This window comes from Enterobacter sp. PL_is379, assembly GCF_055817355.1.
In genome coordinates this window covers 13,633-36,079 of record NZ_JBVPGT010000028.1, presented here as the reverse complement: position 1 = coordinate 36,079, position 22,447 = coordinate 13,633, and the positions used below count along the sequence as shown (strand labels likewise).

Sequence of the window (22,447 nt, the reverse complement as noted above, 5' to 3'; positions counted from 1 at the left end):
TTTTACGTTATGCCTCGTGGGCCATCTGGTCGTACGAAGCACAATGTTCAGAGCAGTATTCTTTATCTTTGCGCGCCAGCTGTGCGCCGTTGCGATAGAGAAGGGTACTTTTGACTACTTTCTCCGGTTTAACTGGCTTGCCGCAGTACCCGCATTTCGTTGAGTTACACATCTGGATTCCCCTTTTGCGCCAGCAGGTAGCACAGGCGGCGAAGAATCACCTCGAAGAAGTTCAGCTTTACAGCCTGCTGCCGTCCTGGTTTGCGTGCGAAATCAATCATTCTCACCCTCGTTTGCCTTATCGCCGGCCAGCGGAACGTTTACACCTGATGCGCGTTAATCTCTCCACCTCATCCGACTCTTCGTATGCCGTCGGCGGCTACTTCGTGGGCGTCCTGCCTTGGTGGTTCGTAGTGCGTCTTGGTAATAGCATATTAAGCCTTGGGCTTAATGCGTGTCAAGCTTTGGGCTAAATCAGGGTTTAAGTTCTAGGCTTAATCGTGATGAGTGCTGTAATTTTAAGGAATGAAAATCCCTACGCTTGGTCGGGATCGAGATGTTCACGATGGGGAAATCATTGTCTGTGGTTAAAGCTGGCGATTTAGGAATACAAAAAACCCGGCGCGAAGGCCGGGTTAGACTCTGGATGTACTTGTTTAGTGGCACTGTAGCCCAAGGTGTGCCGGGTCTACCCGGTCATTCTTCAATTGCGTCGATAATCGACTGGACTACAACGTCTCTAGATTGATCATTAAGACAGTTAATAGCCCATGATGTACATAATGCATGCCATAGAATTTCACCGCCGATATTTAGCGTGTTTGCAGCATAATCAATCCAATCGTGGTGATCTGAGTTGGTCATTGCATTGTTCAGTGCATCAATTGATTCTGACGGTTTTCTACTGATTTTTTCTGATATACCGGGCCAACCAATATCTTGGAGTGCCTCAAAAACAACGATCTCTGGTGCGTCATCGCCAGGCAATATCTTGCATCCTATCGCTTGAGACTGATCACCATCTAAAAATACCACTGAAGAGCGAGGGAACCTTTTATTGGCCGCCATTTGACCTAGGGCCATGCCAACTGATGCACTACCAAATGGTATGATTTTTACTCTAGAAAGAAGCTCCCTTTCTTGCGAGGACGCGATAATTTCTGATACTAATGTTGCTGCAACAACATCTTCAACATAGACATCACACTCAGGGTGATTTTCTTCATCCATTTTAGTCATTGCAAAATCGGGACTAACACCTGTTACCACTGTCCGACCTTCGACACCATTCATCAAATATATTCTAGCTTCAGGAGGAAGCTCGGAAAGAATATATGGGGAGTGTGTTGTTATAATAATCTGTAATTCTCTTTCCCGGGCCACGTGTGCCAAGTCACGCATTAACCGGCGTTGTGCTCTTGGATGAAGGGACGTTTCAATTTCATCAATTAACACGATTCCGTACTTTGGATAATCAGCTGCTAAAAGTTCGGCGGCAGTAATCTCTCCGGCCCCTTGGTGAAAACCAGAGTATCTTGCTTCGCCATTTGATACTACAGTGATAGGCCTTTTTGCATCAGAATTAGTTATCGAAAGCCCTGCTGAGACATAAGACTTCCCCATAATGTTATTGAGTCTATCAAGCTTTTGTTGATCAAACGCATCATGAGCGCCTTCAGTTACACCGCTTTTTAAAAGTTTGGAATAGCCTAGTCTGGCGTTTACTGGTTGTAACCTGCTGAGGTCAACATATTCAACTCTTCTATCAGGCCGTTCAGGGTTTCCTCGCCATCTCGTGGTCTGCTTTCTAATAGATTTAACGAATGAGTTAGCTCCTTCTTTATATGAAAATCGGATATAAGCATTTTCAATTTTTTCGAAGGGAGTATCTGGGAAATAATAGGAGGCATATCTTTTTTTAACATCTTTGTAAACTGAGGCTGCACATTGCAACACCGTGCTTTTACCAGATCCATTTTCACCGACTAGAGCAACAATAGGGAATTGCACGTCAACCCTCTGACCTGACCAGCCACGTATCCCTTGAATTTCAATCCATTCAAGACGTTTAGGCCATGAGTTACCCGTTTTCCACTTGTTAATCAACTTCCTCATTTCTTTAGAAATTGCCATATTGTCCTCTATAATATTTTTATTTAATCCCAGAATAAATTGCGGTGATAACAGTCTTCGTGAATCGAGAAAAAATACTAACTCCGTAAAATCTATAAAACTTAATCCTTCTGGGGTCGGATACGCCCCTTCATATACTTTTCATAAAGCTCATCAAGTTCCTTCAGGCGAAGCGAGAAGATGCGTAGCATATTCTCTCGTTCTTCCTCCGGCAGTTGACGATAGAGCTCCAGCAAACGCTGTTCATCAGCTTTCAGACCATCCTTCTCGCCGACATCCTCACCGAGCAACCACGGCACGGAAACACCCGCTGCGTCAGCAACAGCAAGAGCGGATTTCTTGCTAATCACTCCTTTCTTAAACCAGCCATTAACTGATTGTGGCGTTACCCCAGCTATCCTGGCCATATCGGATTTAGTAATGCCCCGACCATTCAGCTCGGAAAGGCGATCGACAAGTGTCGGATTAAGTACGTTTTTCTCTTTCATGGATAAAAGAATAAGCCTTTTGCTTAAACTTGAAAATGAGTCCTGGACTTGACTTGAGGTTAAGTCTAAGGCTTAATTTCATGTGCAATCTAATAGGAGACGACGATGAACGGGTTAAAAAAAGCCATAGAGTCAGCAGGTACTGCAACAAATCTCGCCAGTATGCTTGGGATTAAGCCAATGTCGGTTAGCCGATGGAAAAACCGTTACCAAGGTGTGGTTCCCGCCGATCGTGTTTTGCAAATTTATACAGCTACAGGTGTAACACCCCACGAACTACGCCCAGATCTCTACCCAAATCCCACTGATGGTTTACCTAAACAGGAGCCTTAATAATGCAAACTTTTTCATTTCAACAGAGTAGCAGAGCTTGCTCTAATCCACTGATATTCCCATGTCATCAAACCGAATCGGCAGAGCGGGATATTGATCATCGAGATATTTGTTCTGCAGTCCGGGCGTGGGCAGCGGCAGAAGGGCGCGTAGCTGTTGCGCTTCAAATCCAAGAAGCGGCGGAAAAACTTCAACTTGATGGTGTGGATTTCTCAGGCCAGGCCGATGTCTGGAACGTGAAGCTGTTCCGCTGGCTCGACAACAAAGAAGACTCCGCATCGTACCGAAAGAACGTCGAACAACTCGTGCCCGCGATCATGTCTGTCTTACCGCTTCGATACCGCGACCGTGTCGTTAAAAACGACTCGTTTGACTACCGCATGGCCAGGTTGGAAAAAGAGGTGAGTGAGGCGAAGCAAGCTCTGATGCTCGATGCACCGAAGAAGGAAAAGCTGAAGGAGTTAGGAGAGGGGATTTTCGAAATGTTCCGTGTCGATCCGGACCTTACTGCGCCGCTGCTGGCGATGGTCACAACCATGTTGGGGGCGATATGAAGACTTCAGAAAAGGCGAAAGCCGTGGTGCTCGAACACCAACGGCTTTCAGGTGCAAAAACGGAGTGTAATTGCGGAGCTAAGTATGTCAAACACAGCTGAAATTATCAATTTCCCCCACAGAACCGAACAACCGGGAGGTCGTATGGCCGACCTGTCGAACGGGTATACCAAGGTCGCTAACGAGATCCAACAGCTCAAGCCTCGTCTGAGAATGTCAGGCCGGGAGTGGCAATGTTTTGAAGCGGTGATCTGGCTTACCTACGGCTGGAACAAGAAACAGGACCGCGTTACGAACACGGTGATCGCCGAGCTTACAGGGCTGAGTGATTCCCACGTTTCTGATGCGCTCAAATCACTTGCAGAACGCAAAATCATCTTCAGTCAGAAGCAGGGCGTGATGAAAACGGTCGGTATAAATACTGACCTTTCTGCCTGGATTTTAGACAAACCGAAAACGGGAAAAATCTTCCCGAAATCGGGAAAAGTGTTACCGAAAACGGGAAAAAGCTTCCCGGAAACGGTAGACACCCAAGACTATAACAAGAACAATATTAAAATATCCTCGTCTCGGAATTCTGACGAATCCCGAAACCAGAAAACTCAAAAGTTTCTCTCACGCCATCCAGAAGCAGCCGCCGGGATATACACCCCTGCAGGTAAATCATGGGGATCCGCTGACGACCTCAAGGCCGCACGCTGGATTTTCGACAGGCTTCTCACCGTCAACGCATCGCTATCTGAACCAAACTGGGCTGAATGGGCAAACACCATCAGGCTTATGCGTGTCCAGGACAAGCGTACTCACTACGAAATCTGTGACTTGTTCCAGTGGGCCAACCTGGATGAGTTCTGGAAAGACAACATCCTGAGTCCCTCGAGTCTTCGCAAACAGTGGGATCAGCTCACCACCAAACGGATGCGTGCAACCGGAACGGCAAAACCTACCCGGGGCGGCATTGACCTGCATAACACCGACTGGATTGACGGGGTGCTGGAATGAAAAACTTTGCCGAGAGCATTCGCAATTTTGACCGGGAACAGGCTCGGCGCGTGGTGCACAACCTTCCTGAGCAGTACACCGAACGCGAACAAACGCAGCAGGTGGCGCAGATTATCAACGGGCTATTCGTACAGCTGGCAGCTGCGTTCCCAGCAAGCCTGGTTAATCGCAGCCAGGAAGAGGTGAATGAGATCCGCCGCCAGTGGGTGCTGGCTTTCAAAGAAAACGGGATAACCAGCATGGAGCAGGTTGAGGCCGGCATGCGAATGGTGCGTCGCCAGGAGCGTCCCTTTCTGCCTTCGCCAGGCCAGTTCATCAAGTGGTGCAGGGAAGGGTGCAGCGTGCTGGGGATCACCACCGCTGACGTAATGGCTGAATACTGGAAGTGGCGCAAGCTGGTGTTCCGTTACCCGAGCAGTGAGCAGTATCCGTGGCCTAAGCCGATTTACTACCACATTTGTCTCGAACTGAGGCGCCGCGGAACCGATGGCCAACTAAGCCATAAAGAACTCGAGCGTGAAGCCAGCGATATTCTGGATATGTGGGAAAAGCGCGTGCTGGCCGGTAAGCCGATTCCGCCTGTACGGCGGGCGTTGGCCGCGCCGGTATCGCCGAAGGGGCCGACACCGGCAGAGCTTTTGAAAGCTAAATATCAGCGGATGAAAGCCGATGGCAGGGCATAGTGAGGAAATGGTTCGTTATGAGCGAGGAGCGAACATTCTTTTTGAAATAGCCCTTCATGCTGGCATTATCCATCAAAACCCTAGCCATTTTTTCTAAAGGAATTCGCATGCTAAAGGTCATTGCCGAAGATTTTATCAAACCCGAATGCGTTGAAACCGTCCTCCCTTTATACCGTGAGCTCATTGCGACAACGAAACGAGAGCCTCTATGTATTGCTTATGATTTGTATCGAGATGAAAAGGATCCGGGGCATTTTATTTTCATTGAGGAATGGCCTGACCGGGCGGCACTCGATGCACATTGCGCCAGTGAGCATTTCACTCGGCTTGTTCCTTTGATTGATCAACACGCGCGTAAAGCAGCGCAGTACATACTAATGGATGGACAGGTGGATCCTGAGAGATAAGTTTAGCTTTTGGCACGAAACGGTCTTCTGACAGACGGAAGGTCCGGTGTGGGCAAACTCATTGAAGCTCAGTTGCTTTATCTCATCATCAGCCGTCTCCTGAAGCATTAGCTGTGTATATTTAAGAGATGCTCATTTTCCCATCTGTACCAGATCAATCTGAATCCAGCTTGATGCTGATCAAGATAGACCGTTTTATGTTCATGAAATAAATAATAATTCTTGATTGCTGGCAAAACATCAGGATAGTAGTGTTGATTATTAGACGATCGGTCAATATTATTTGTACATGACTTAATAACTGAACGGTAAACGCCAAAAAGACGAGGTGAAAGTGTTTAAATCTTTATTAATAAACAAAGCAGATGAACGCTATAGTGCGCAACTTGTTGAAATTGCTGAAAGTGAGCTGCCGCAGGGGGATGTTGAGGTAAATATTGAATATTCCTCCATCAACTACAAAGACGCGCTGGCCATTACGGGCCGTGGCCCAATCGTCCGGCACTTCCCAATGGTGCCAGGCATTGACTTTGCCGGTACGGTGTCCGCCAGTTCACATCCGGAATATCAGCCCGGAGATAAGGTTCTCCTGACAGGCTGGGGTGTAGGGGAAAAACACTGGGGTGGACTGTCTGAAAAAGCACGGGTAAAAGGAGACTGGCTGACGCCGCTGCCGGCTGGCTCAAACAGCAAACACGTAATGGCAATCGGAACAGCAGGTTTTACCGCGATGCTGTGTGTCGACGCACTACTGAATCATGGTATTAAGCCTGAAGATGGTCAGGTACTAGTTACTGGTGCCAGTGGAGGTGTCGGGAGCATTGCGGCCATGATCCTAGCGTCGATGGATTACCGCGTGACCGCGTCTACTGGTCGACCTGAAGAAGCTGCCTGGCTTTATAAAACGGTCGGTGTAGAGGAGATTATTAATCGTTCCGAGCTTGCCTCCCCTGGAAAACCGTTACAAAAAGAACGCTGGGCTGCCGCCATTGATACAGTCGGTAGCCACACACTCTGCAATGCCTGCGCCGGGGTGCGGTATGGCAGTATTGTTGCAGCCTGCGGCATGGCTCAGGGGATGGAATTGATGGGCAATGTGGCTCCGTTTATTCTGCGTGCTGTCACGCTGAAAGGGATTGACAGTGTCATGTTCGCAAAAGAGAAAAGAACAGCGATCTGGCAACAAGCGGTACAGTATTTACCAGAGTCCAGACTGGATAGCCTTACCACCATTTACCCGCTCAGTGACGCTATAAATGTGGCTGAAAAACTTCTGAGTGGAGGAATTCGTGGCCGGGCAGTAATTCAATGTAGCTAATGAGATGGAAGCCAGGCTCGGCCTGGGGGGGATAATTACAATTAGGGGCCGCGGCCCCTTTTTTACTGTTTAACCGTCGTATCCTTAGAGGGTTGATAGCGTACTGAAGTTTTGAAATAGCTCCAAAAATCGTACACAGGCTGGGTTGAACAATAAAGTTTGGCACGCATCACGGCACCCTCCCAACTGCTCCAGAAAATGGCCGCCAGTTGTGTATCGTTCATATCGGAACAGATATCGCCAGAGGATAACGCATCGGAAAGACAGGACGCCACAATTGCCTGCCAGCGTTCAAGTATATCCTGAAGCTGTTTAATAAAGGATAGTGGAAGCCCCGGGCTCTCCTGCATCATATTGCCAACCAGGCAGCCCCGGGTGAAATTGTACTTTTTAATGCCGTCGCAGGCATCGTTGATGAAATTTTCCAGACGTACCATTGGTGGGCTGGATGATCCATGAAGGTGTTTTTTGAGTTTGTGCACAAAGAAACTGTCATAGGCGTTCAGAACTGTCTGGGCATATTCCTCTTTGCTCTTAAAATAGTAATAAAATGAGCCTTTAGGGACACTGGCATTTTTGACAATGGCATCGACTCCCGTCGAAAGAAAACCATTCTGCGTGAGCAGTTCAAGTCCACTGCGGATCAGGTCATTACGGGTATCTGCATAGGTACTTTCTGTTTTTCGTGGCCTTCCTCGTCTGCGAATTTCGCCAGTCATGACTCGTCTCCTGCATTTCATTGACGGAAAAGAATAAGTTATTTTCAATGGGAGCTTCAATAAGTTTATCCCCGACGGGGATGAGGTGGTCTCATATACCTCTTGGGCAGGAGCAGTGCCTGCATAGTAGGCCGTTGAAGTAAACCTGCTAACCCAGTGCAATGACGAATTCGCTTTGTCCGCTTCTAGCGCAAAGCTGGCATCCCAGCCTATTTATGACTGTAAAAGCACCTTCACATGATTTAGCCGCTTCGGGTTATGACGAGGCGCTTGTGTGACATGCTGGAATACCAACTTCGATGTTTCCTGAAAGCCTGATTGCTCAGGCTAAACGACCCTTAGAAATTTCTATGGCGAAATAATCACATAAGTCTTCTCCACTGTGTGTTATAAACGAGTTACAAATCGCCACCACTGGTGGTAAGAGGCATCTCATGAAACTACGCATCACAAGAGCAATCGGCCTCAGCAAGTTCTCCCCACGCTGGATTAAGGTTATCTGTTTACGGTTGACTAAAAACGATATTGAGCGCTCCCTCAACAATCTTCTGGCCACAATTGATGAAACTGAACTCTCTCCGGAGCAAGTCAAAGCATTGAGGGAATGCGTTGACAGAATTAACCTGGCAAGGGGGAAGGGGATGCAGGCTTAGATTTTTTTGAATAAGAATGATTACAAATACACTCCTCACATACATACATCTGAGAATCCGAAATCCAGCACTCCATCCTTTCTGTATCTCTTTTTCGACACAAAAACATGTGTTTAGTCACATTTTTAATTAATAAAATTTAAATTAAATGTAGTGCGAATGGTTGAAAGCGAGACCTTCAAACATGTATTCGATTAAAATTGTGCAGTTTTTACGAATGGAAATCATTAAATAACAGGCGGTTGCGAATTATTTACTTGCTTTATGATTGTGCGTAGCTTATTTCAGAGATAATTCAACTTTTTATAATGCGGTTTGAAACTTGCTGATAATGCAACGCGAATTATATTTATTCATGATTTCTTTCATTAAATCATTTTTTTACAAACCCCAACATATGCAGCAGAACGTCGAGAGGTTTTGATGAAATTGAACATGATAGTGAGGAGCCTTGCCTTGGCAGGTATTCTGGGCTCAGTTAGTTTGCCTCTTTTAGCTGCTGAGCCATCGAAAGAAGCAACAGCACCTACGCAACAAGCTAACAATGCCTTATATAATCAACTTCCTTTCTCCGATAACACTGATTTCACCAATGCCCATAAAGGGTTTATCGCTCCACTTCCTCAGGAAGTCATCAAGGGGGAGCAAGGAAATGTAATCTGGAACCCGCAACAATATTCCTTTATTAAAGAAGGCGATAAAGCCCCCGACACAGTCAACCCCAGTTTATGGCGTCAATCACAGCTGATTAATATTAGCGGTCTCTTTGAGGTCACTGAAGGTGTTTATCAGATCCGAAATCTTGACCTGTCGAATATGACAATCATCGAAGGTAAAGAAGGCATCACCGTTGTTGACCCGCTGGTTTCGGCAGAAACGGCGAAGGTCGGGATGGATCTCTATTTTAAAAATCGCGGCAAGAAACCTGTTGTGGCCATTATTTATACCCATAGCCACGTTGACCACTATGGCGGTGTGCGCGGCGTGGTGGATGAAGCTGATGTTAAAGCCGGTAAAGTGAAGGTCTATGCGCCCGCCGGATTTATGGAAGCGGCCGTTGCCGAGAATATTATGGCGGGTAACGTAATGAGCCGCCGAGCCAGCTATATGTATGGCAACCTGCTTAAGCCAGATGCTAAAGGTCAGGTGGGGGCCGGTCTTGGGACCACCACCTCTGCAGGGACAGTGACGCTGATTGCTCCGACCAATATTATCGAGAAAGATGGCCAGAAAGAAGTTATCGACGGCCTGACCTACGACTTTATGCTCGCGCCGGGGTCTGAAGCGCCTTCAGAAATGCTCTGGTATATCGAAGAGAAAAAACTCATCGAATCAGCTGAGGACGTTACCCACACTTTGCACAACACCTACTCGCTGCGTGGAGCCAAAATCCGCGAGCCGCTGCCGTGGTCGAAATACATCAACCAGGCAATTGTGCGCTGGGGTGACAAAGCTGAAATCATCATGGCACAGCACCACTGGCCGACCTGGGGCAACGAAAACGTTGTCAAACTGCTGAAAAGTCAGCGTGACCTCTATCGCTATATCAACGACCAGACGCTGCGAATGGCGAATGAAGGGCTAACCCGTGATGAAATTGCGGCCAACTTCAAGCTTCCGGACTCACTGGCGCATACCTGGGCAAACCGCGGGTATTACGGTTCAGTCAGCCACGACGTAAAAGCTACCTATGTGCTGTATCTGGGCTGGTTCGACGGCAACCCGGCGACACTTGATGAGCTGCCACCTGAAGAAGGCGCGAAAAAATTCGTAGAGTATATGGGCGGCGCGGATGCAATCCTGAACAAGGCGAAAACCGACTTCGACCAGGGGAACTACCGCTGGGTGGCGCAGGTGGTGAGCAAAGTGGTCTTTGCCGATCCAAACAACCAGGCGGCACGCAACCTGGAAGCTGATGCGCTGGAACAGCTTGGCTATCAGGCTGAATCTGGTCCGTGGCGTAACTTCTACCTGACTGGTGCGCAGGAGTTGCGTAACGGCGTGGTGAAAGGTCCAACGCCGAATACCGCCAGCCCGGATACTGTTCGCGCCATGACGCCAGAGATGTTCTTCGACTACCTTGCCGTACACATCAACGGTCAAAAAGCAGGGGATGCCAAATCGGTGTTTAACATCGATCTGGGCAACGATGGTGGCAAGTACAAGCTCGAGCTGGAGAACGGGGTGCTGAACCACACAGCCAACGCCGAAGCTAAAGATGCCGACGCCACCATCACTCTTAACCGCGACACGCTTAACAAAATTATCCTGAAAGAGGTCACGCTCAAGCAGGCCCAGGACAGCGGTGATGTGAAAATTTCAGGTGATGGGGCGAAACTCGACGCTATGCTCGGGTATATGGATAAATTTGATTTCTGGTTCAATATCGTTACGCCTTAAAACTTTCCCCTGCGGGAGGTCTCTCTCGCAGGGGAATTTATTCCAGTAGTTAGCATTAGTCATGCTGCTATTTAACTGCTCGGTGAAAATTGCTCATTCACAAATCACAGGTAAATATGAACGGGATAAGGTTCGCTCTGCTGATATGTTTTCTCTTTTTCGCCGTCAGTTTAACTTTCGCTGCTGAGCCCCGTCAGGAACCGACGGAGCAGGATCGAGCACGCACGCTTTATATCTTCCACACTCCTATCGTCATGCTGCAGGCCAAGTTTGGTCAGACAACGCCGGAAGAACGAGTTTTACGCATCCACAATACTCTGCGTAATTTCACCCAGGCGGATGTCCGTGAGCCAATAAAAATTGTCCCCGTCACCCGTTATAACCAGCAGGGGAGACTGTTCTTAATGAATGGCAAGCCGCTAATGTTGCTGACGCAGGCAGACCTTGATGAGGGTGATGACCTGACTCTGGATCAAGCCGCGCAACGCGTGCTGGCGCGAATGGAGGCGCAACGCATCTCCCTTCACGATCAATACGATTCCGGTTGGCTTGCACTTTCCACATTGAAAACCACTGTGGGGTTGGCGGGTTATTTACTGCTTTCCTGGGTGGCGTGGCGCTCATGGCGCAGGGTCAAGAACTACTTTCGTCGTCGGATTGCAGAAAATCGTGGATGGATCCCCAAATCCTGGCGGCGTTTCATAGGGGCTGTTGAAGCTCGTTTATATGCCTTGCTGATGATTTTCTTGGGAATCATTGGTTTTTATGTCTGGCTTAGCTGGGCGTTTAGTCTTTTCCCGTGGACCCGGGTTTGGGCAACATCGTTGGGAGACTGGTCCCTGCGTGTTGTTCGTCAGATTTTCTTATCCATTGTCTCAGCTTTGCCGGGGTTGATGATTGTTTTGATAATTTTCATCATCACCGCTTTTATTCTTAAGTTATTGAAAATGACACTCAACCAGGTCGAGGTGGGACGCTTACAGTTCCCCGGTCTGCATCCTGAAACCGTCGGGGCGACCAGGAAACTCCTCTCGGTCGTGGTGTGGTTATTTGCTCTCTCAGCAGCCTATCCGTTTCTTCCTGGCGCAAATTCACTGGCCTTTAAGGGTATAAGTGTCTTCTTTGGTCTCATGCTGACGCTGGGGTCTGCTGGGGTGATGAATCACGCTATGAGTGGCCTGGTGCTGATTTACTCACGCGCCTTGCGCAAAGGAGATGTCATTCGTGTTGCGGATAACGAAGGAAAGGTGAGCGAAATTGGCATGCTCGCCACAAAAATTATAACTCGCGAAAACTATGTAGTGACAGTACCTAATGCTGTCGTAGTGAGTGGAAAGATAACGAACCTCAGTGCCCAAAATAACGACGGCAGTGTCAACTTAACCGTAAGCGTCACCATCGGGTACGACACCCCATGGCGGCAGGTTCATGCCATGCTTGAATTGGCAGCTAAGCGAACAGAATTCGTGGATCTTACGACCGCGCCGCTGGTGCGCCAGTTGGCTCTGATGGACTGGTATATAGCCTATGAGCTTCAGGTCAGGCTAAAAAACGATGTGTCACTGGCCATCGCGCGAAACGCATTGTTCAGTAATATCCAGGATGTATTCAACGAATTCAATGTGCAGATCATGTCGCCCAACTTTGTCATGCAGCCTGAAGGAAGCGTCGTGGTCGCAAAAGAAAACTGGTATCCCGCCCCCGCTGTTGCACCAGAACGCGACAAATAATACTGACCATTAAAGACAGGCAGATGGCATATGAAAAAATCGACGTTATTTTCTCTACTTGCTTTTCTTTCTCCAGCGACACAGGCCAGCGCACTCTATTTTTACGAAATTGGGACTGAAGATACTGCGCTTGCAGGTGCTGGCCAAGCTGCGCGCGCGCAGGACGCCTCTACCATAGTGACTAACGCGGCAGGAATGACGCGGCTACCTGATCATATGTTTACAGGCGGATTACAGGCAATGGATGGAGATATTTCCTATCACCTTGATGATGATAGTGGACGTAAAAATCCTGGCGATATCATGCGGTTTTTTCCAAATGCTAGCGCCTTTTATACACAGAAACTCAATGATGCACTGTATGCCGGGCTGGGGTTATATGGCAATTACGGGCTGGGGATTGATTTTGGTAACTGGGCTGGCGACCGTCTCATAAAAAAGAGCACCATGGTTGCAATGACTTTAAGTCCGTCTTTAGCCTATAAATTAAGCGAACGAGTATCAGTTGGTGGTTCAGTCAATGTCAATTACGGATTCCTTTCTCTCACACGTAATGTCGACAATGAAGATGAAAAACAGAATGATCATGACTGGGCGCTGAGTTATCGTCTGGGCTTATTAATGGAGCTCACCGATAAAACTCGGGCGGGAATCTCCTGGACTAGCAAAACAGACTATGACTTTAATATAGATGCTAAAGCTCGCTTCCCAAACTTACCCAACGTTGAATATGAAATTCCTGTTTCAGCGCAGGTCAGGGCACCTCAGCAGATAATGTTGAGTCTGGTGCATGATTTCAATAAGACATGGTCAATTATGGGTGACCTTGGCTGGCAGGACTGGAGTCAGTTTGGCAGTCCGCAGGTTTCTGTCGCCGGGCAAGATGCAAATCGGAAAAACCGTCTCAAAGATTCCTGGCATACCGCGCTGGGGTTACAGTATCGCCCTACCGAATTATGGCGCATTAACGCCGGTGTGGCTTTTGACAGCACAGTCTATAAATCCCAGAATGACGTGGCACTTTCCTTACCTACAGGTGATGAATGGCGATTTGCAACAGGTGCGCAATATCAAATTACACCACAAAGTAATATTGGTTTTGCAGTATCATACCTAAATATGCAGTCTTCTCGGGTCCAGTCACCGGAGCAATTCAAAGGTAGCTATGATAATCCTTATCTTTGGTTTGCCAGCCTGAACTACAGTTATCAATTTTAAATACTCGCCTCGAAAAGTTTTGATTAGGTCTGCCACCGGTTAGTGCAGGCCTTTTTTCTATTAAAATCGTGGCGATTAGATTAGGGAACTAACTCGGTAGCTCGTAAGTTTAACGTATTGTAATAGCTGTTACTTAGTGTCCAGCTAGCCGCTTTAGCCAGCTCTTCTGCATAGCGTGCTCCTAAAACGTTGCAAAATCCGCAACATAAGTTTATAAATGTACTGTACATGCATACAGTAATTCATTGCGGAGGGAAAAATGAAAATCGAGTTAACCATTGATCGCATGAAGAAACTTCCTGATGGAGCTATACCTGCACTCGAGTCTGAACTGCTCAAAAGGCTCAGCAAGCAGTTTGATAATTGTCAGCTAACGATCAAGCGTGCCAGCAATGATGGGCTGACTGTTTTCGGAGGCGACAAAAAAGAGATCGAACATATCGTGCAGGAGACCTGGGAAAGCGCGGACGAGTGGTTTTATTAATCGCTTGAATTTCACTGGAGCAGTTTCAAAGAGTATCGCTGTTTGCGTTCCCCTGGCTGTTCCCGATTACTGTTTACCGCGTCAATTAGTCGCTATGGGGGAAATAGTGTGTAGTGCAGATGCCTTTAATGCAGATGATCAATGGTACGACGTGGTCAGAAGGGCCGATAAAGCAGTTATCTATAGCTTCCCGGCTGAGGGCAGATATCTGGTTTATCGAGTAAATGGAATAGTTTCGTTACGACCGTTACTTGAAGAGGAAGAAATATTCACTCTCAACGGGTTCATGCAATTTGCAAAACGACTGGGGTACCGAGTTACACCACCGTCTGATATTATTCTTTCATAGGCCTGAACACCCTATACCTGATGCGCCACGGAGAGAACCATGGCGCTAGAATTACAACTTATCAAACACCACTCAGGAATACTGATCCCGGCTACGCCCGAGACCAGCGATATCCTGCAATCAAATACTCGGCTCGGCGATGTTCTTGTTGCCGAGTTCAGGCGGGTACGTAACCCGGCATTCCATCGGCGCTTTTTCGCGCTTCTCAATCTCGGCTTTGAATACTGGGAACCAACCGGCGGGGCTATCTCGAGTAACGAGCGGAAGCTGATCACCGGCTACGCCAGGTTCCTGGCTTCGTATGGTGGGAATGAGGGCGCTCTTATCGATGCTGCTGAGCAGTATCTTGAACAGGTTGCTTACCGGCGCGTAACAAATGGCATTAGCCTGTGCAAATCCTTCGATGCTTACCGTTCATGGGTGATAGTCGAGGCAGGGCACTTTGATGCCATTCAGCTACCTGACGGAACGCTCAAAAAGCATCCTCGTAGCATCTCATTCGCCAACATGGACGAACCGGAATTCCAGCAGCTCTATAAAGCTGCGCTCGATGTTCTATGGCGCTGGGTCTTGTCCCGTTCATTCCGCAGTCGCGATGAGGCTGAAAACGTCGCCGCGCAGCTGCTTGGCTTTGCGGGGGAATGGGGATGAAGAAAACCTGGTTCAACCACACCGATTGCAGTAGCGAACAAGCCGACGAACTGGTTAAGCGTTACAAAGCGCGCGGCGTTCGGGTTGAGCGCAGCCTTAACCCGGATTACGTGACCTGGACTGTCAGTGCACTCCTTCCGACTTCAAATTCACCAGCCCGCCCGGACAGTCGATGGCGAAACCGGATGTGGGAGTGAACGTGAAGACATATCAAATCACTTTGCCCTGGCCGCCGAGCAATAACCGGTATTACCGGCACAACCGCGGGCGTACACACATTAGCGCTGATGGCGTTGCGTACCGTTATACGGTCGCAAGTGTCATTCGAAGCGCCCGACTTAATATCCGCACGGCCGCACCACTCAAAATCCGTATTGAATGTCACATGCCCGACCGCCGGCGCCGCGATCTGGATAACCTGCAGAAGGCAGCTTTTGACGCTTTAACCAGGGCGCGGTTCTGGCTGGATGACTGCCAGGTTGTCGACTATCGCGTTGTGAAAATGCCTGTCGTTAAAGGCGGGAAATTAGTACTCACCATTACCGAGCTGGAGACCGCATGAACCTTGAAAACACCCTCAAATATCACTTCGCCAAATCGACAATGATTAGTCATTCTCCGCGTGCAACGGCGTCAGACTCATTAACCGGGACGGATATTATGGTCGCTATGGGCATGACGCAGGAACGGGCCGCCATGGGTTACAGCGCCTTTCTCGGGAAAATGGGGATCAGCAACAACGACCGGGTGAGGGCGATCGAATTGCTGGCCCACTACGCGCTGACCAAGTGCGACCGGGTTGCTGCACTGCGCAAACTGGGTGCCGGGGTTAAGCCACTGGTGATGCATCAGCTGGCCACCTTCGCGTTCGAGGACTATTCCCGCAGCGCCGCCAGCGTGAAGCAGTGCGATGGCTGCAATGGGGAAGGGTTTATCGACGCTGAGGTTTTCAGCATGAAGTCTCATACTCCGGCAAAAGAGAAGAAGTTCGTGAAGATGTCTTTGCACATGGGCGCGGAGAATATTCGTCCTTCTGAGTATGAGGTGCATAGACAGGTCAGGGAGGTAGCGCGCGTTCTTTGCCCTCGGTGTAAGGGGAAGAAGGTAGTAAGCTGTGCCTGTAAAGATTGTCATGGCCGCGGGAAAGCTGTTAATCAGACTCTTACAGAGCAGCAGGGCGTTCCGGTACTGGCTGATTGCAAGCGCTGCAGTGGGCGAGGGTTTGAGCGAATTCCATCAACTGAGGCTTACGCCGCGGTGTGCCAGATAACGGATGCAATCAGCCTCGACACCTGGAAGAAGTCTGTTAAGCCATTCTACGATCAGCTAATCACCAAGTTTGACATCGAAGAGGCCTGGGCTGATGCGCAGCTGAAGCAGATAACAAAATAGGGCGTTATTTTATCGTGAGCTATTTACTTTTCCCGAATCTGTGGTAATTTTCCTCTAACGATGGGTTATTGCCTTCGTTTAAAGCCCTGCGGTTAACTCCGTGGGGCTTTTTGCTTAATAGCGACTTAAGAATATCTAAAACCATTCAACCCTGCGGTGACTTATAATTTCCCCAACAACGCAGGAGGGAATATGGAAGAAGGTTTCTACTGGATTCAGCACAACGGTAGGATTCAGGTTGCTTACTTCAGCAATGGCGTTACTGAAGACCTTGAGACGGGACTTACTTTTAATGGTATTTGGCATCTGACACAGGGTGACGACATCTGCGACAACGGAGAAGCTGAGGTGATTGAAGGCCCTCTCCCTCTACCATTTAGATGAATATATTCATCTGATTATGCGGCAGATTCTTCATACTGCACATATGCTTCTTAAGCATCCTGCGGAATGGATGTTTCTGAAAGCGTTTTTGTGGTGGATCCCCCTAAGCGGAGGGGCGGTTCAGCAGGACATTTCTCCAGAGTGTCCAACCAGCGCGCGGAAATGAATGCTGTGATCATTTCCACCGGGAGGCACCCGGCACCACTCCCTCAGTTATTGCCAACTTAGCTATTTATGCCTGCTTGTCCGAGCAGGTTTTTTTTTATTTCTCCCTTGTGTTTTGTAAGAGACCTCAGAGCTAAGAAAGGGTGCTAAACCTCAGTACGTGTTTTAGCAAAACGATCCTCGAAACATTACAAGCTCGTCTGAGACAAAAAAGCGCGGAGAACGACATCACTCCTCTCCGCAATAATAATTCCATCTTCTGCCCGATTGTCTTTCTTTTATCCACAAAAGCTAAAGTTATGAGTTAATGTAAATAATAACAGCTTTAAACTATGTGAGCAGTTAATTATTTTTTTGTTTAAATGACTCTCCTTAAGGATTGTTTAATCTATTGCTTTCCTAAGGGAGAAAGAAGCGCCGAAGAGTATCAATCATCATCAGGCTGCCGTATGGCAGCCTTTTTTATTTTTATCAACAGCACCCGCACTTAGCGAGGTGAGAGACCATGAAAATGAATGATTCAGGGAACATCTTCACGCAGTTCTTCGCGTGGGTAGCAGCTCTGGCGTCAGCCATTGGATTTACCACTCAGGATCTGGTGTTCATGTTCTTTGGCGCTGCTGGTCTGCTTATCTCGCTAGCCTCGTACATTAACGGGCGGGTAGATGCAAACCGCAGGCGTAGAGAGGATGAGAAGCGAACAAAAATGGTCAATGACTACCTGAAAGGCGTTGGTGATAAACCCCTTCAAGAGCGTCCTGCCGCTGCAAGCGTGGTCGTTGAGGCATTACAAAAGGAAGGTGAGTGATGGGATCCAGAGCAAAGTTGAGTACTGCAGTTCTGGGGCTGGTACTGGCTGGTGCTCCTGCATCCGTCATTCTCGATCAGTTTCTAAATGAGAAAGAGGGTAACAGCCTCACGGCCTACAAGGATGGCGGCGGTATCTGGACTATTTGCCGCGGCGCAACGATGGTTGATGGTAAACCGGTTGTGCAGGGCATGAAATTGACTCAGGCCAAATGCAATCAGGTGAACGCCATCGAACGCAATAAGGCTCTGGCATGGGTTGACCGCAATATTTCGGTACCGCTAACCGAACCGCAGAAGGCTGGAATCGCATCTTTCTGTCCGTACAACATCGGGCCGGGTGAATGCTTCCCGTCCACGTTCTATAAGCGCATTAATGCTGGTGACCGCCACGGGGCATGCGAGGCAATCCGCTGGTGGATTAAAGACGGTGGTCGCGATTGCAGCATGACTAAAGGTCAGAAGAACGGCTGCTACGGTCAGGTAGAACGGCGAGACCAGGAAAGTGCGCTGGCGTGCTGGGGGATAGACCAGTGAAAATTAATCCGGGTATTATCGGCGTTGTCATTATTGCTGGCCTTTCGGTCGCCCTCGTTAAGAGCTGTTTGGAGGCCAGTAATCTTCAAAGTGAAAACGACGTTCTGCGAAGTGACAATTCTCTGCAAGGGCAGGTTATCGCTACCCAGACATTCAACTTCAATCGATTCAATCAGGTTGCAGAACATGCCAATAGGCTCAACTCCCTGATTGACACCAGCACCGAAGAAACCGTAATCGAATACCGGGAGATTCTCCGCCGTGAAAAAACCTGTGATCTGCCTGTTCCTGCTGACATTGCTGGTGGGCTGCTCAAATACGCGCACCGTTTACGTGCCAGCGCCATGCACACCGATTCCAATGGACCTTACACAGCCGATGATCGTGCCGTTGCCACCAACTCCATGACGTACTGCCAGGTAGTATTGTGGATTAAGCCGCTACTGGCTGTAATTGAAAAGGGCAACAATAATTTCGCTGGCATAAGGCAGATCGAGTTGGAAAGAAAGAATTAGGGATGGCTCGTCCTTGAGCACACGGGTATTCCTGAACGACGGCTTTACCTGACATAGCAAAGCACTATTAAATTGTAGAAAAGACTCAATATTTAACAAGCGAAGCGCAGCATTGTAAAAAAATGCCCTCACAAGGAGGGCTACCAGAGTCTCAGTTTCACTTGCTCTTTTTATGGATGTTTCCCTGGAGTTGGCAAACTCCTCATCAGAGTCTTGAATAGTCTGGCAAGCAGTCCGTAATCAACAAGCATAAGCGGTAGCTATTAGGATGATTCTGAGTTAATCACTTGGGATAGGCAGTAATATGGAATCCTCTAGCTAACTGTAGGGCTGACATAGTAGCCGATAAGGTATAGTGTTGAGATGTCTTTATGGAATGAGGATTAATATGAAAGGTAAAGTGTTTATCGCTGCTATGGCTTTTGTATCTTTCAGTGCTCTTGCCGACGAGGGGCAGTATCTTTCTGATTTCGCCAGTGCAAAAAGCACGTCTAAAAGCTACTCCCAGCTGATTAGTAAAAACAAACTACCTGCATGGGTAAAAAGTGGTGGCACGAGCACGCCATCAACCGAAGTAACAGTTGCGGGCAAAAAGTATATTGCACTGTCAGGGTGTAAACCACACAGTTGTCCAGAACAGAATATTGCTGTTCTCTACTCACCTGATAGCGGTGATATTCATGGTGTGTTTTCTGATTTCAATGCAGAAAAGAATCGTGAGACATTGACCTGGTTAAACGTGGATCCGATTGATTCTAATGCGATGAAAAATGCGCTTTTCAATCGACTGTACGGCAATTAAATAACCCAAGCTTCAAACTGTAATCCACCAGTTTGAAGCTTCAATACACAAATCAATCGCCACACAGTGTGTTTGTCGCTCACATCGCACCCTCATTCCGCTTAACTTTAGCAATGAATTTCTCTGTGATTGATAGACCCGCTATGATTTCCGAGTTCAAGACGGAAGCACCAAATTTGCTTACGAGGTCAAGAAGGGTTTCATATGTCTGGATGAGCTCCATTAGATCGGAAATGACTATTTGGTCATGCTCAGTGTGCAAATTAGACTGAGTAGATGCTTGATGCACTATCCACTCAAGGTTGGTCTTGATTTTCTGTACGTCATCGTAGTTATACATATTTCATAAACTTAAATCCTCATTTCAAGATTTCTTTGAGAAAGATAATTCATAGCTTCAAATACTGAAGCTATGAATGACGTCTAAAATTCATTCAGTTTAGAGGTGACAATGGCTAAGCCGGATTGGGGCGAGCTGCAGAAGCGGTTCCTGTCTGATCACGCTGCTACTGGCATATCCCCTAAGGAATGGTGCGAGGCACATAACCTTAATTATGTAACTGCTCGCCGCTATATCAAGAAAACTGCTGCGCAAAATACAAAAATTTACCCGCGAAAGATAGTGCGCACTGCGCAGAAAGATAAGAGCGCAAATGAGCTGGTGGATATAAAGCTCAGTTCAAAGGTAAAGCGCTTCATCGCTGAATACCTGAAGGACAATAACGCCACAGCCGCCGCTGCACGTGCTGGTTATAGTGACCCAAACTACGGTCGTCAGCTTATAGCGAATCCTAACGTTGCGCAGTCTATTGCGCAGCAGCAAAAAGCCTCCATTGCGCGCACGCTTGGCAGTGCCGATGAGGTTCTTGCGCAGATGTGGCAGCTCGCCACCTTCGATGCAAACCAACTCTCGCAATACCGTCGAGGCGCGTGTCGTTACTGTTGGGGCTTCGGTCACCAGTATCAGTGGCGTGATGCAGTTGAGTTCGAAGAGAAAAGACTCGAGGCTGTTGAGCGTGACAGACGTGAACCCGAAGATTCCGGCGGTTACGGTTACGACCACACCCGAGAGGCCAATCCAGAATGTCCACGCTGCAATGGTGACGGCATTGGCCAGCCTTACTTCCCTGATACACGCAAACTCCCGGCAGCTTCCAGGCTCGCCTATTCAGGTGTGAAGGTCGGCAAAAACGGCGTCGAAATCACAGCCATCAGTCGGGAAAGAATGTTTGAAGCAGTAATGAAGCGCCTTGGCCTGGCTGACAGCGAGTTCGCACAACGTCTGCAGCAGATTGAAATCGAACGCCGGCAGCTTGAGGTCGAGAAACTCCGTAAAGAGCTGGCAGGTGATGGTGAGGACGATGAACCAACTCCAGTGCAGATCAATATCAACGTAGTGGATGCGAGGGCAGACGATGGGGATCAGCCCGACACTTAACATTCCTCAGGCGCGGTTCCTCGCGATGCAGCACAAATTCAAAGCCTACGTTGCCGGGTTCGGTTCCGGTAAGACGTGGGTGGGTTGTGGCGGCATCTGCAAAGGGATGTGGGAGCATCCGAAGATTAACCAAGGTTACTTCGCGCCGACATACCCGCAGATTCGTGACATCTTCTACCCGACGATTGAAGAGGTGGCCTTCGACTGGGGGCTGAGCGTGAAAATCAATGAGGGGAACAAAGAGGTTCACTTCTACGAGGGACGGCGTTATCGCGGGACGACAATCTGCCGCTCGATGGAGAAGCCCGGCTCGATAGTTGGTTTCAAAATCGGTAATGCGATGGTGGATGAGCTGGACGTCATGGCGGCTGCTAAAGCGCAGCAGGCCTGGCGAAAAATCATCGCTCGTATGCGTTACAAGGTTGATGGGCTACGTAATGGCATCGATGTAACGACCACACCGGAAGGTTTCAAGTTCGTCTACCAGCAATTCGTGAAGGCGGTGCGTGAAAAGCCAGAGCTTGCGGCGCTGTATGGACTGATTCAGGCCAGCACGTTCGACAATGCGAAGAATCTACCGCCTGATTACATCCCTTCGCTGCTGAGCTCTTATCCTGATGAACTGATTCAGGCATACCTGCGCGGGAAGTTCACCAACCTCAACAGCGGGACCATTTACCACACGTTCAACCGTAAGCTGAATAACTGTTCTGACGAGATTCAGGACGGGGAGCCGCTGTTCATTGGTATGGACTTCAACGTGGGAAAAATGGCCGCGATTGTTCACGTTAAGCGTAATGGCCTGCCGCGCGCGGTCCGTGAGCTGGTGAAGGTCTACGATACGCCAGCGATGATTAAGCGTATCCAGGAAGAGTTCTGGCGCTACGAGGATGGCCGATACGTTAAAAGCCGGGAGATTTACATCTATCCGGATGCCTCTGGTGACTCACGCAAATCGCAGAACGCCAGCAAGACCGATATTGCTCAGCTCAACGATGCCGGATTCAGCGTCATTGTTGATGATGCCAACCCGCCGGTTAAGGACCGTATCAACTCGATGAACGCCATGTTCTGTAACGCCAACGGCGAACGCCGCTATCTGGTGAACGTCCAGAGCTGCCCGGTTTATACCGAAAGCCTCGAACAGCAAATCTGGGCGGCCAATGGAGAACCGGATAAATCAGCAGATAACGATCACCCCAATGATGCTGGTGGGTACTTCATCGTGAAGGATTATCCGATCGTGAAGCCGGCATACTCAATCACCATGGACACCACTTTCTGA

The 22,447-nt window shown here is 48.6% G+C and carries 27 protein-coding genes and 1 pseudogene; 23 read left to right on the top strand and 5 right to left on the bottom strand.

Going from position 1 to position 22,447, the window contains the following annotated elements:
• Positions 1-7: 7 nt before the first annotated feature.
• From AC0TOY_RS10930 to AC0TOY_RS10915, 4 genes and pseudogenes are all read right to left on the bottom strand, one after another.
• Positions 8-172 (bottom strand): YdaE family protein, encoded by a 165-nt coding sequence (locus AC0TOY_RS10930; RefSeq protein ID WP_473721827.1) that lies wholly within the window; start codon positions 170-172, stop codon positions 8-10.
• Positions 165-320 (bottom strand): annotated as a pseudogene (locus AC0TOY_RS10925) (hypothetical protein); the annotation flags it as partial. The pseudogene AC0TOY_RS10925 and the gene AC0TOY_RS10930, both read right to left, overlap by 8 nt.
• 376 nt (positions 321-696) lie before the next feature.
• Entirely contained in the window at positions 697-2,133 is a 1,437-nt protein-coding gene (locus tag AC0TOY_RS10920; RefSeq protein WP_076770048.1) for an ATP-dependent nuclease, read from the bottom strand.
• Positions 2,134-2,234: 101 nt separating this feature from the next.
• Positions 2,235-2,621, bottom strand: coding sequence for a helix-turn-helix domain-containing protein (locus AC0TOY_RS10915; RefSeq protein ID WP_054803286.1), 387 nt, complete (start codon positions 2,619-2,621; stop codon positions 2,235-2,237).
• 105 nt (positions 2,622-2,726) lie between these two features.
• Here AC0TOY_RS10915 and AC0TOY_RS10910 point away from each other — a divergent pair, with 105 nt between their 5' ends.
• The 6 genes from AC0TOY_RS10910 to acuI all read left to right on the top strand — a co-directional run bounded on the left by AC0TOY_RS10910 (position 2,727) and on the right by acuI (position 6,918).
• A complete protein-coding gene (locus AC0TOY_RS10910) occupies positions 2,727-2,954 on the top strand; it encodes a transcriptional regulator (protein ID WP_076770047.1) in 228 nt (75 codons plus the stop codon).
• A gap of 2 nt (positions 2,955-2,956) precedes the next feature.
• Positions 2,957-3,508: a toxin YdaT family protein gene (locus tag AC0TOY_RS10905; RefSeq protein WP_473721826.1), complete on the top strand. Its 552-nt coding sequence runs from the start codon at positions 2,957-2,959 to the stop codon at positions 3,506-3,508.
• Between the two features lie 84 nt (positions 3,509-3,592).
• On the top strand, positions 3,593-4,510 hold the full coding sequence (locus AC0TOY_RS10900; protein WP_454070866.1) for a replication protein: 918 nt from the start codon (positions 3,593-3,595) through the stop codon (positions 4,508-4,510).
• Positions 4,507-5,193, top strand: coding sequence for a replication protein P (locus AC0TOY_RS10895; protein WP_473721825.1), 687 nt, complete (start codon positions 4,507-4,509; stop codon positions 5,191-5,193). The genes AC0TOY_RS10900 and AC0TOY_RS10895 overlap by 4 nt, the downstream gene beginning before the upstream one ends.
• A 107-nt stretch (positions 5,194-5,300) precedes the next feature.
• Entirely contained in the window at positions 5,301-5,600 is a 300-nt protein-coding gene (locus tag AC0TOY_RS10890) for a putative quinol monooxygenase (protein WP_047651449.1), read from the top strand.
• A 334-nt stretch (positions 5,601-5,934) separates the two neighbouring features.
• The gene (acuI, locus tag AC0TOY_RS10885) at positions 5,935-6,918 is read left to right on the top strand and encodes an acrylyl-CoA reductase (NADPH) (protein WP_047651450.1); all 984 of its coding nucleotides are present in this window, start codon (positions 5,935-5,937) and stop codon (positions 6,916-6,918) included.
• 62 nt (positions 6,919-6,980) lie between these two features.
• Here acuI and acuR read toward each other — a convergent pair whose 3' ends face one another.
• The gene (gene acuR, locus AC0TOY_RS10880) at positions 6,981-7,637 is read right to left on the bottom strand and encodes an acrylate utilization transcriptional regulator AcuR (RefSeq protein ID WP_047651451.1); all 657 of its coding nucleotides are present in this window, start codon (positions 7,635-7,637) and stop codon (positions 6,981-6,983) included.
• A 434-nt stretch (positions 7,638-8,071) separates the two neighbouring features.
• Between acuR and AC0TOY_RS10875 the strand changes: the two genes are divergently transcribed.
• The 17 genes from AC0TOY_RS10875 to AC0TOY_RS10795 all read left to right on the top strand — a co-directional run bounded on the left by AC0TOY_RS10875 (position 8,072) and on the right by AC0TOY_RS10795 (position 22,447).
• Positions 8,072-8,290 (top strand): hypothetical protein, encoded by a 219-nt coding sequence (locus tag AC0TOY_RS10875; RefSeq protein WP_473721824.1) that lies wholly within the window; start codon positions 8,072-8,074, stop codon positions 8,288-8,290.
• Between the two features lie 423 nt (positions 8,291-8,713).
• Positions 8,714-10,690, top strand: a complete 1,977-nt coding sequence (locus AC0TOY_RS10870; RefSeq protein WP_473721823.1) for an alkyl/aryl-sulfatase — start codon at positions 8,714-8,716, stop codon at positions 10,688-10,690.
• A gap of 116 nt (positions 10,691-10,806) precedes the next feature.
• Positions 10,807-12,420 carry a mechanosensitive ion channel family protein gene (locus AC0TOY_RS10865; RefSeq protein ID WP_343582227.1) on the top strand — a complete coding sequence of 538 codons (1,614 nt, stop codon included), beginning with the start codon at positions 10,807-10,809 and terminating at the stop codon, positions 12,418-12,420.
• Positions 12,421-12,450: 30 nt separating this feature from the next.
• The gene (locus tag AC0TOY_RS10860) at positions 12,451-13,638 is read left to right on the top strand and encodes an OmpP1/FadL family transporter (RefSeq protein WP_343582228.1); all 1,188 of its coding nucleotides are present in this window, start codon (positions 12,451-12,453) and stop codon (positions 13,636-13,638) included.
• 259 nt (positions 13,639-13,897) lie between these two features.
• Positions 13,898-14,122: a DinI family protein gene (locus AC0TOY_RS10855; protein ID WP_104950853.1), complete on the top strand. Its 225-nt coding sequence runs from the start codon at positions 13,898-13,900 to the stop codon at positions 14,120-14,122.
• A gap of 94 nt (positions 14,123-14,216) precedes the next feature.
• Positions 14,217-14,471 carry a hypothetical protein gene (locus tag AC0TOY_RS10850; protein WP_104950854.1) on the top strand — a complete coding sequence of 85 codons (255 nt, stop codon included), beginning with the start codon at positions 14,217-14,219 and terminating at the stop codon, positions 14,469-14,471.
• A 39-nt stretch (positions 14,472-14,510) separates the two neighbouring features.
• Positions 14,511-15,122, top strand: coding sequence for a DUF1367 family protein (locus AC0TOY_RS10845; protein ID WP_473721822.1), 612 nt, complete (start codon positions 14,511-14,513; stop codon positions 15,120-15,122).
• Entirely contained in the window at positions 15,113-15,319 is a 207-nt protein-coding gene (locus AC0TOY_RS10840; RefSeq protein WP_343582230.1) for a hypothetical protein, read from the top strand. The genes AC0TOY_RS10845 and AC0TOY_RS10840 overlap by 10 nt, the downstream gene beginning before the upstream one ends.
• 2 nt (positions 15,320-15,321) lie before the next feature.
• Positions 15,322-15,684 (top strand): crossover junction endodeoxyribonuclease RusA, encoded by a 363-nt coding sequence (gene rusA, locus AC0TOY_RS10835; RefSeq protein WP_343582477.1) that lies wholly within the window; start codon positions 15,322-15,324, stop codon positions 15,682-15,684.
• On the top strand, positions 15,681-16,514 hold the full coding sequence (locus tag AC0TOY_RS10830) for an antitermination protein Q (protein WP_343582231.1): 834 nt from the start codon (positions 15,681-15,683) through the stop codon (positions 16,512-16,514). The genes rusA and AC0TOY_RS10830 overlap by 4 nt, the downstream gene beginning before the upstream one ends.
• A 192-nt stretch (positions 16,515-16,706) precedes the next feature.
• A complete protein-coding gene (locus tag AC0TOY_RS10825; protein ID WP_047958756.1) occupies positions 16,707-16,898 on the top strand; it encodes a hypothetical protein in 192 nt (63 codons plus the stop codon).
• A gap of 670 nt (positions 16,899-17,568) precedes the next feature.
• The gene (locus tag AC0TOY_RS10820) at positions 17,569-17,871 is read left to right on the top strand and encodes a hypothetical protein (protein WP_028013330.1); all 303 of its coding nucleotides are present in this window, start codon (positions 17,569-17,571) and stop codon (positions 17,869-17,871) included.
• Positions 17,871-18,407: a lysozyme gene (locus AC0TOY_RS10815; protein WP_473721821.1), complete on the top strand. Its 537-nt coding sequence runs from the start codon at positions 17,871-17,873 to the stop codon at positions 18,405-18,407. The genes AC0TOY_RS10820 and AC0TOY_RS10815 overlap by 1 nt, the downstream gene beginning before the upstream one ends.
• Positions 18,404-18,922 carry a hypothetical protein gene (locus tag AC0TOY_RS10810; protein ID WP_101744526.1) on the top strand — a complete coding sequence of 173 codons (519 nt, stop codon included), beginning with the start codon at positions 18,404-18,406 and terminating at the stop codon, positions 18,920-18,922. Before AC0TOY_RS10815 ends, AC0TOY_RS10810 begins: the two co-directional genes overlap by 4 nt.
• Before the next feature lie 388 nt (positions 18,923-19,310).
• Positions 19,311-19,724 carry an Ivy family c-type lysozyme inhibitor gene (locus AC0TOY_RS10805; RefSeq protein WP_045371016.1) on the top strand — a complete coding sequence of 138 codons (414 nt, stop codon included), beginning with the start codon at positions 19,311-19,313 and terminating at the stop codon, positions 19,722-19,724.
• A gap of 451 nt (positions 19,725-20,175) precedes the next feature.
• Positions 20,176-21,162 (top strand): terminase small subunit, encoded by a 987-nt coding sequence (locus AC0TOY_RS10800; RefSeq protein WP_473721820.1) that lies wholly within the window; start codon positions 20,176-20,178, stop codon positions 21,160-21,162.
• Positions 21,140-22,447 (top strand): terminase large subunit domain-containing protein, encoded by a 1,308-nt coding sequence (locus AC0TOY_RS10795; protein WP_473721819.1) that lies wholly within the window; start codon positions 21,140-21,142, stop codon positions 22,445-22,447. Before AC0TOY_RS10800 ends, AC0TOY_RS10795 begins: the two co-directional genes overlap by 23 nt.

Coding starts and splice junctions, on each gene's coding strand:
- AC0TOY_RS10845 (WP_473721822.1), top strand. CDS start 14,511: ATGGCGCTAGAATTACAACTTATCAAACACCACTCAGGAATACTGATC.
- AC0TOY_RS10900 (WP_454070866.1), top strand. CDS start 3,593: ATGTCAAACACAGCTGAAATTATCAATTTCCCCCACAGAACCGAACAA.
- AC0TOY_RS10850 (WP_104950854.1), top strand. CDS start 14,217: ATGGGGGAAATAGTGTGTAGTGCAGATGCCTTTAATGCAGATGATCAA.
- AC0TOY_RS10865 (WP_343582227.1), top strand. CDS start 10,807: ATGAACGGGATAAGGTTCGCTCTGCTGATATGTTTTCTCTTTTTCGCC.
- AC0TOY_RS10895 (WP_473721825.1), top strand. CDS start 4,507: ATGAAAAACTTTGCCGAGAGCATTCGCAATTTTGACCGGGAACAGGCT.
- AC0TOY_RS10830 (WP_343582231.1), top strand. CDS start 15,681: ATGAACCTTGAAAACACCCTCAAATATCACTTCGCCAAATCGACAATG.
- AC0TOY_RS10875 (WP_473721824.1), top strand. CDS start 8,072: ATGAAACTACGCATCACAAGAGCAATCGGCCTCAGCAAGTTCTCCCCA.
- AC0TOY_RS10890 (WP_047651449.1), top strand. CDS start 5,301: ATGCTAAAGGTCATTGCCGAAGATTTTATCAAACCCGAATGCGTTGAA.
- AC0TOY_RS10800 (WP_473721820.1), top strand. CDS start 20,176: ATGGCTAAGCCGGATTGGGGCGAGCTGCAGAAGCGGTTCCTGTCTGAT.
- AC0TOY_RS10820 (WP_028013330.1), top strand. CDS start 17,569: ATGAAAATGAATGATTCAGGGAACATCTTCACGCAGTTCTTCGCGTGG.
- AC0TOY_RS10805 (WP_045371016.1), top strand. CDS start 19,311: ATGAAAGGTAAAGTGTTTATCGCTGCTATGGCTTTTGTATCTTTCAGT.
- AC0TOY_RS10915 (WP_054803286.1), bottom strand. CDS start 2,621: ATGAAAGAGAAAAACGTACTTAATCCGACACTTGTCGATCGCCTTTCC.
- AC0TOY_RS10860 (WP_343582228.1), top strand. CDS start 12,451: ATGAAAAAATCGACGTTATTTTCTCTACTTGCTTTTCTTTCTCCAGCG.
- acuR (WP_047651451.1), bottom strand. CDS start 7,637: ATGACTGGCGAAATTCGCAGACGAGGAAGGCCACGAAAAACAGAAAGT.
- AC0TOY_RS10855 (WP_104950853.1), top strand. CDS start 13,898: ATGAAAATCGAGTTAACCATTGATCGCATGAAGAAACTTCCTGATGGA.
- AC0TOY_RS10920 (WP_076770048.1), bottom strand. CDS start 2,133: ATGGCAATTTCTAAAGAAATGAGGAAGTTGATTAACAAGTGGAAAACG.
- AC0TOY_RS10910 (WP_076770047.1), top strand. CDS start 2,727: ATGAACGGGTTAAAAAAAGCCATAGAGTCAGCAGGTACTGCAACAAAT.
- AC0TOY_RS10825 (WP_047958756.1), top strand. CDS start 16,707: ATGGAAGAAGGTTTCTACTGGATTCAGCACAACGGTAGGATTCAGGTT.
- AC0TOY_RS10930 (WP_473721827.1), bottom strand. CDS start 172: ATGTGTAACTCAACGAAATGCGGGTACTGCGGCAAGCCAGTTAAACCG.
- AC0TOY_RS10815 (WP_473721821.1), top strand. CDS start 17,871: ATGGGATCCAGAGCAAAGTTGAGTACTGCAGTTCTGGGGCTGGTACTG.
- AC0TOY_RS10870 (WP_473721823.1), top strand. CDS start 8,714: ATGAAATTGAACATGATAGTGAGGAGCCTTGCCTTGGCAGGTATTCTG.
- AC0TOY_RS10905 (WP_473721826.1), top strand. CDS start 2,957: ATGCAAACTTTTTCATTTCAACAGAGTAGCAGAGCTTGCTCTAATCCA.
- AC0TOY_RS10840 (WP_343582230.1), top strand. CDS start 15,113: ATGGGGATGAAGAAAACCTGGTTCAACCACACCGATTGCAGTAGCGAA.
- AC0TOY_RS10795 (WP_473721819.1), top strand. CDS start 21,140: ATGGGGATCAGCCCGACACTTAACATTCCTCAGGCGCGGTTCCTCGCG.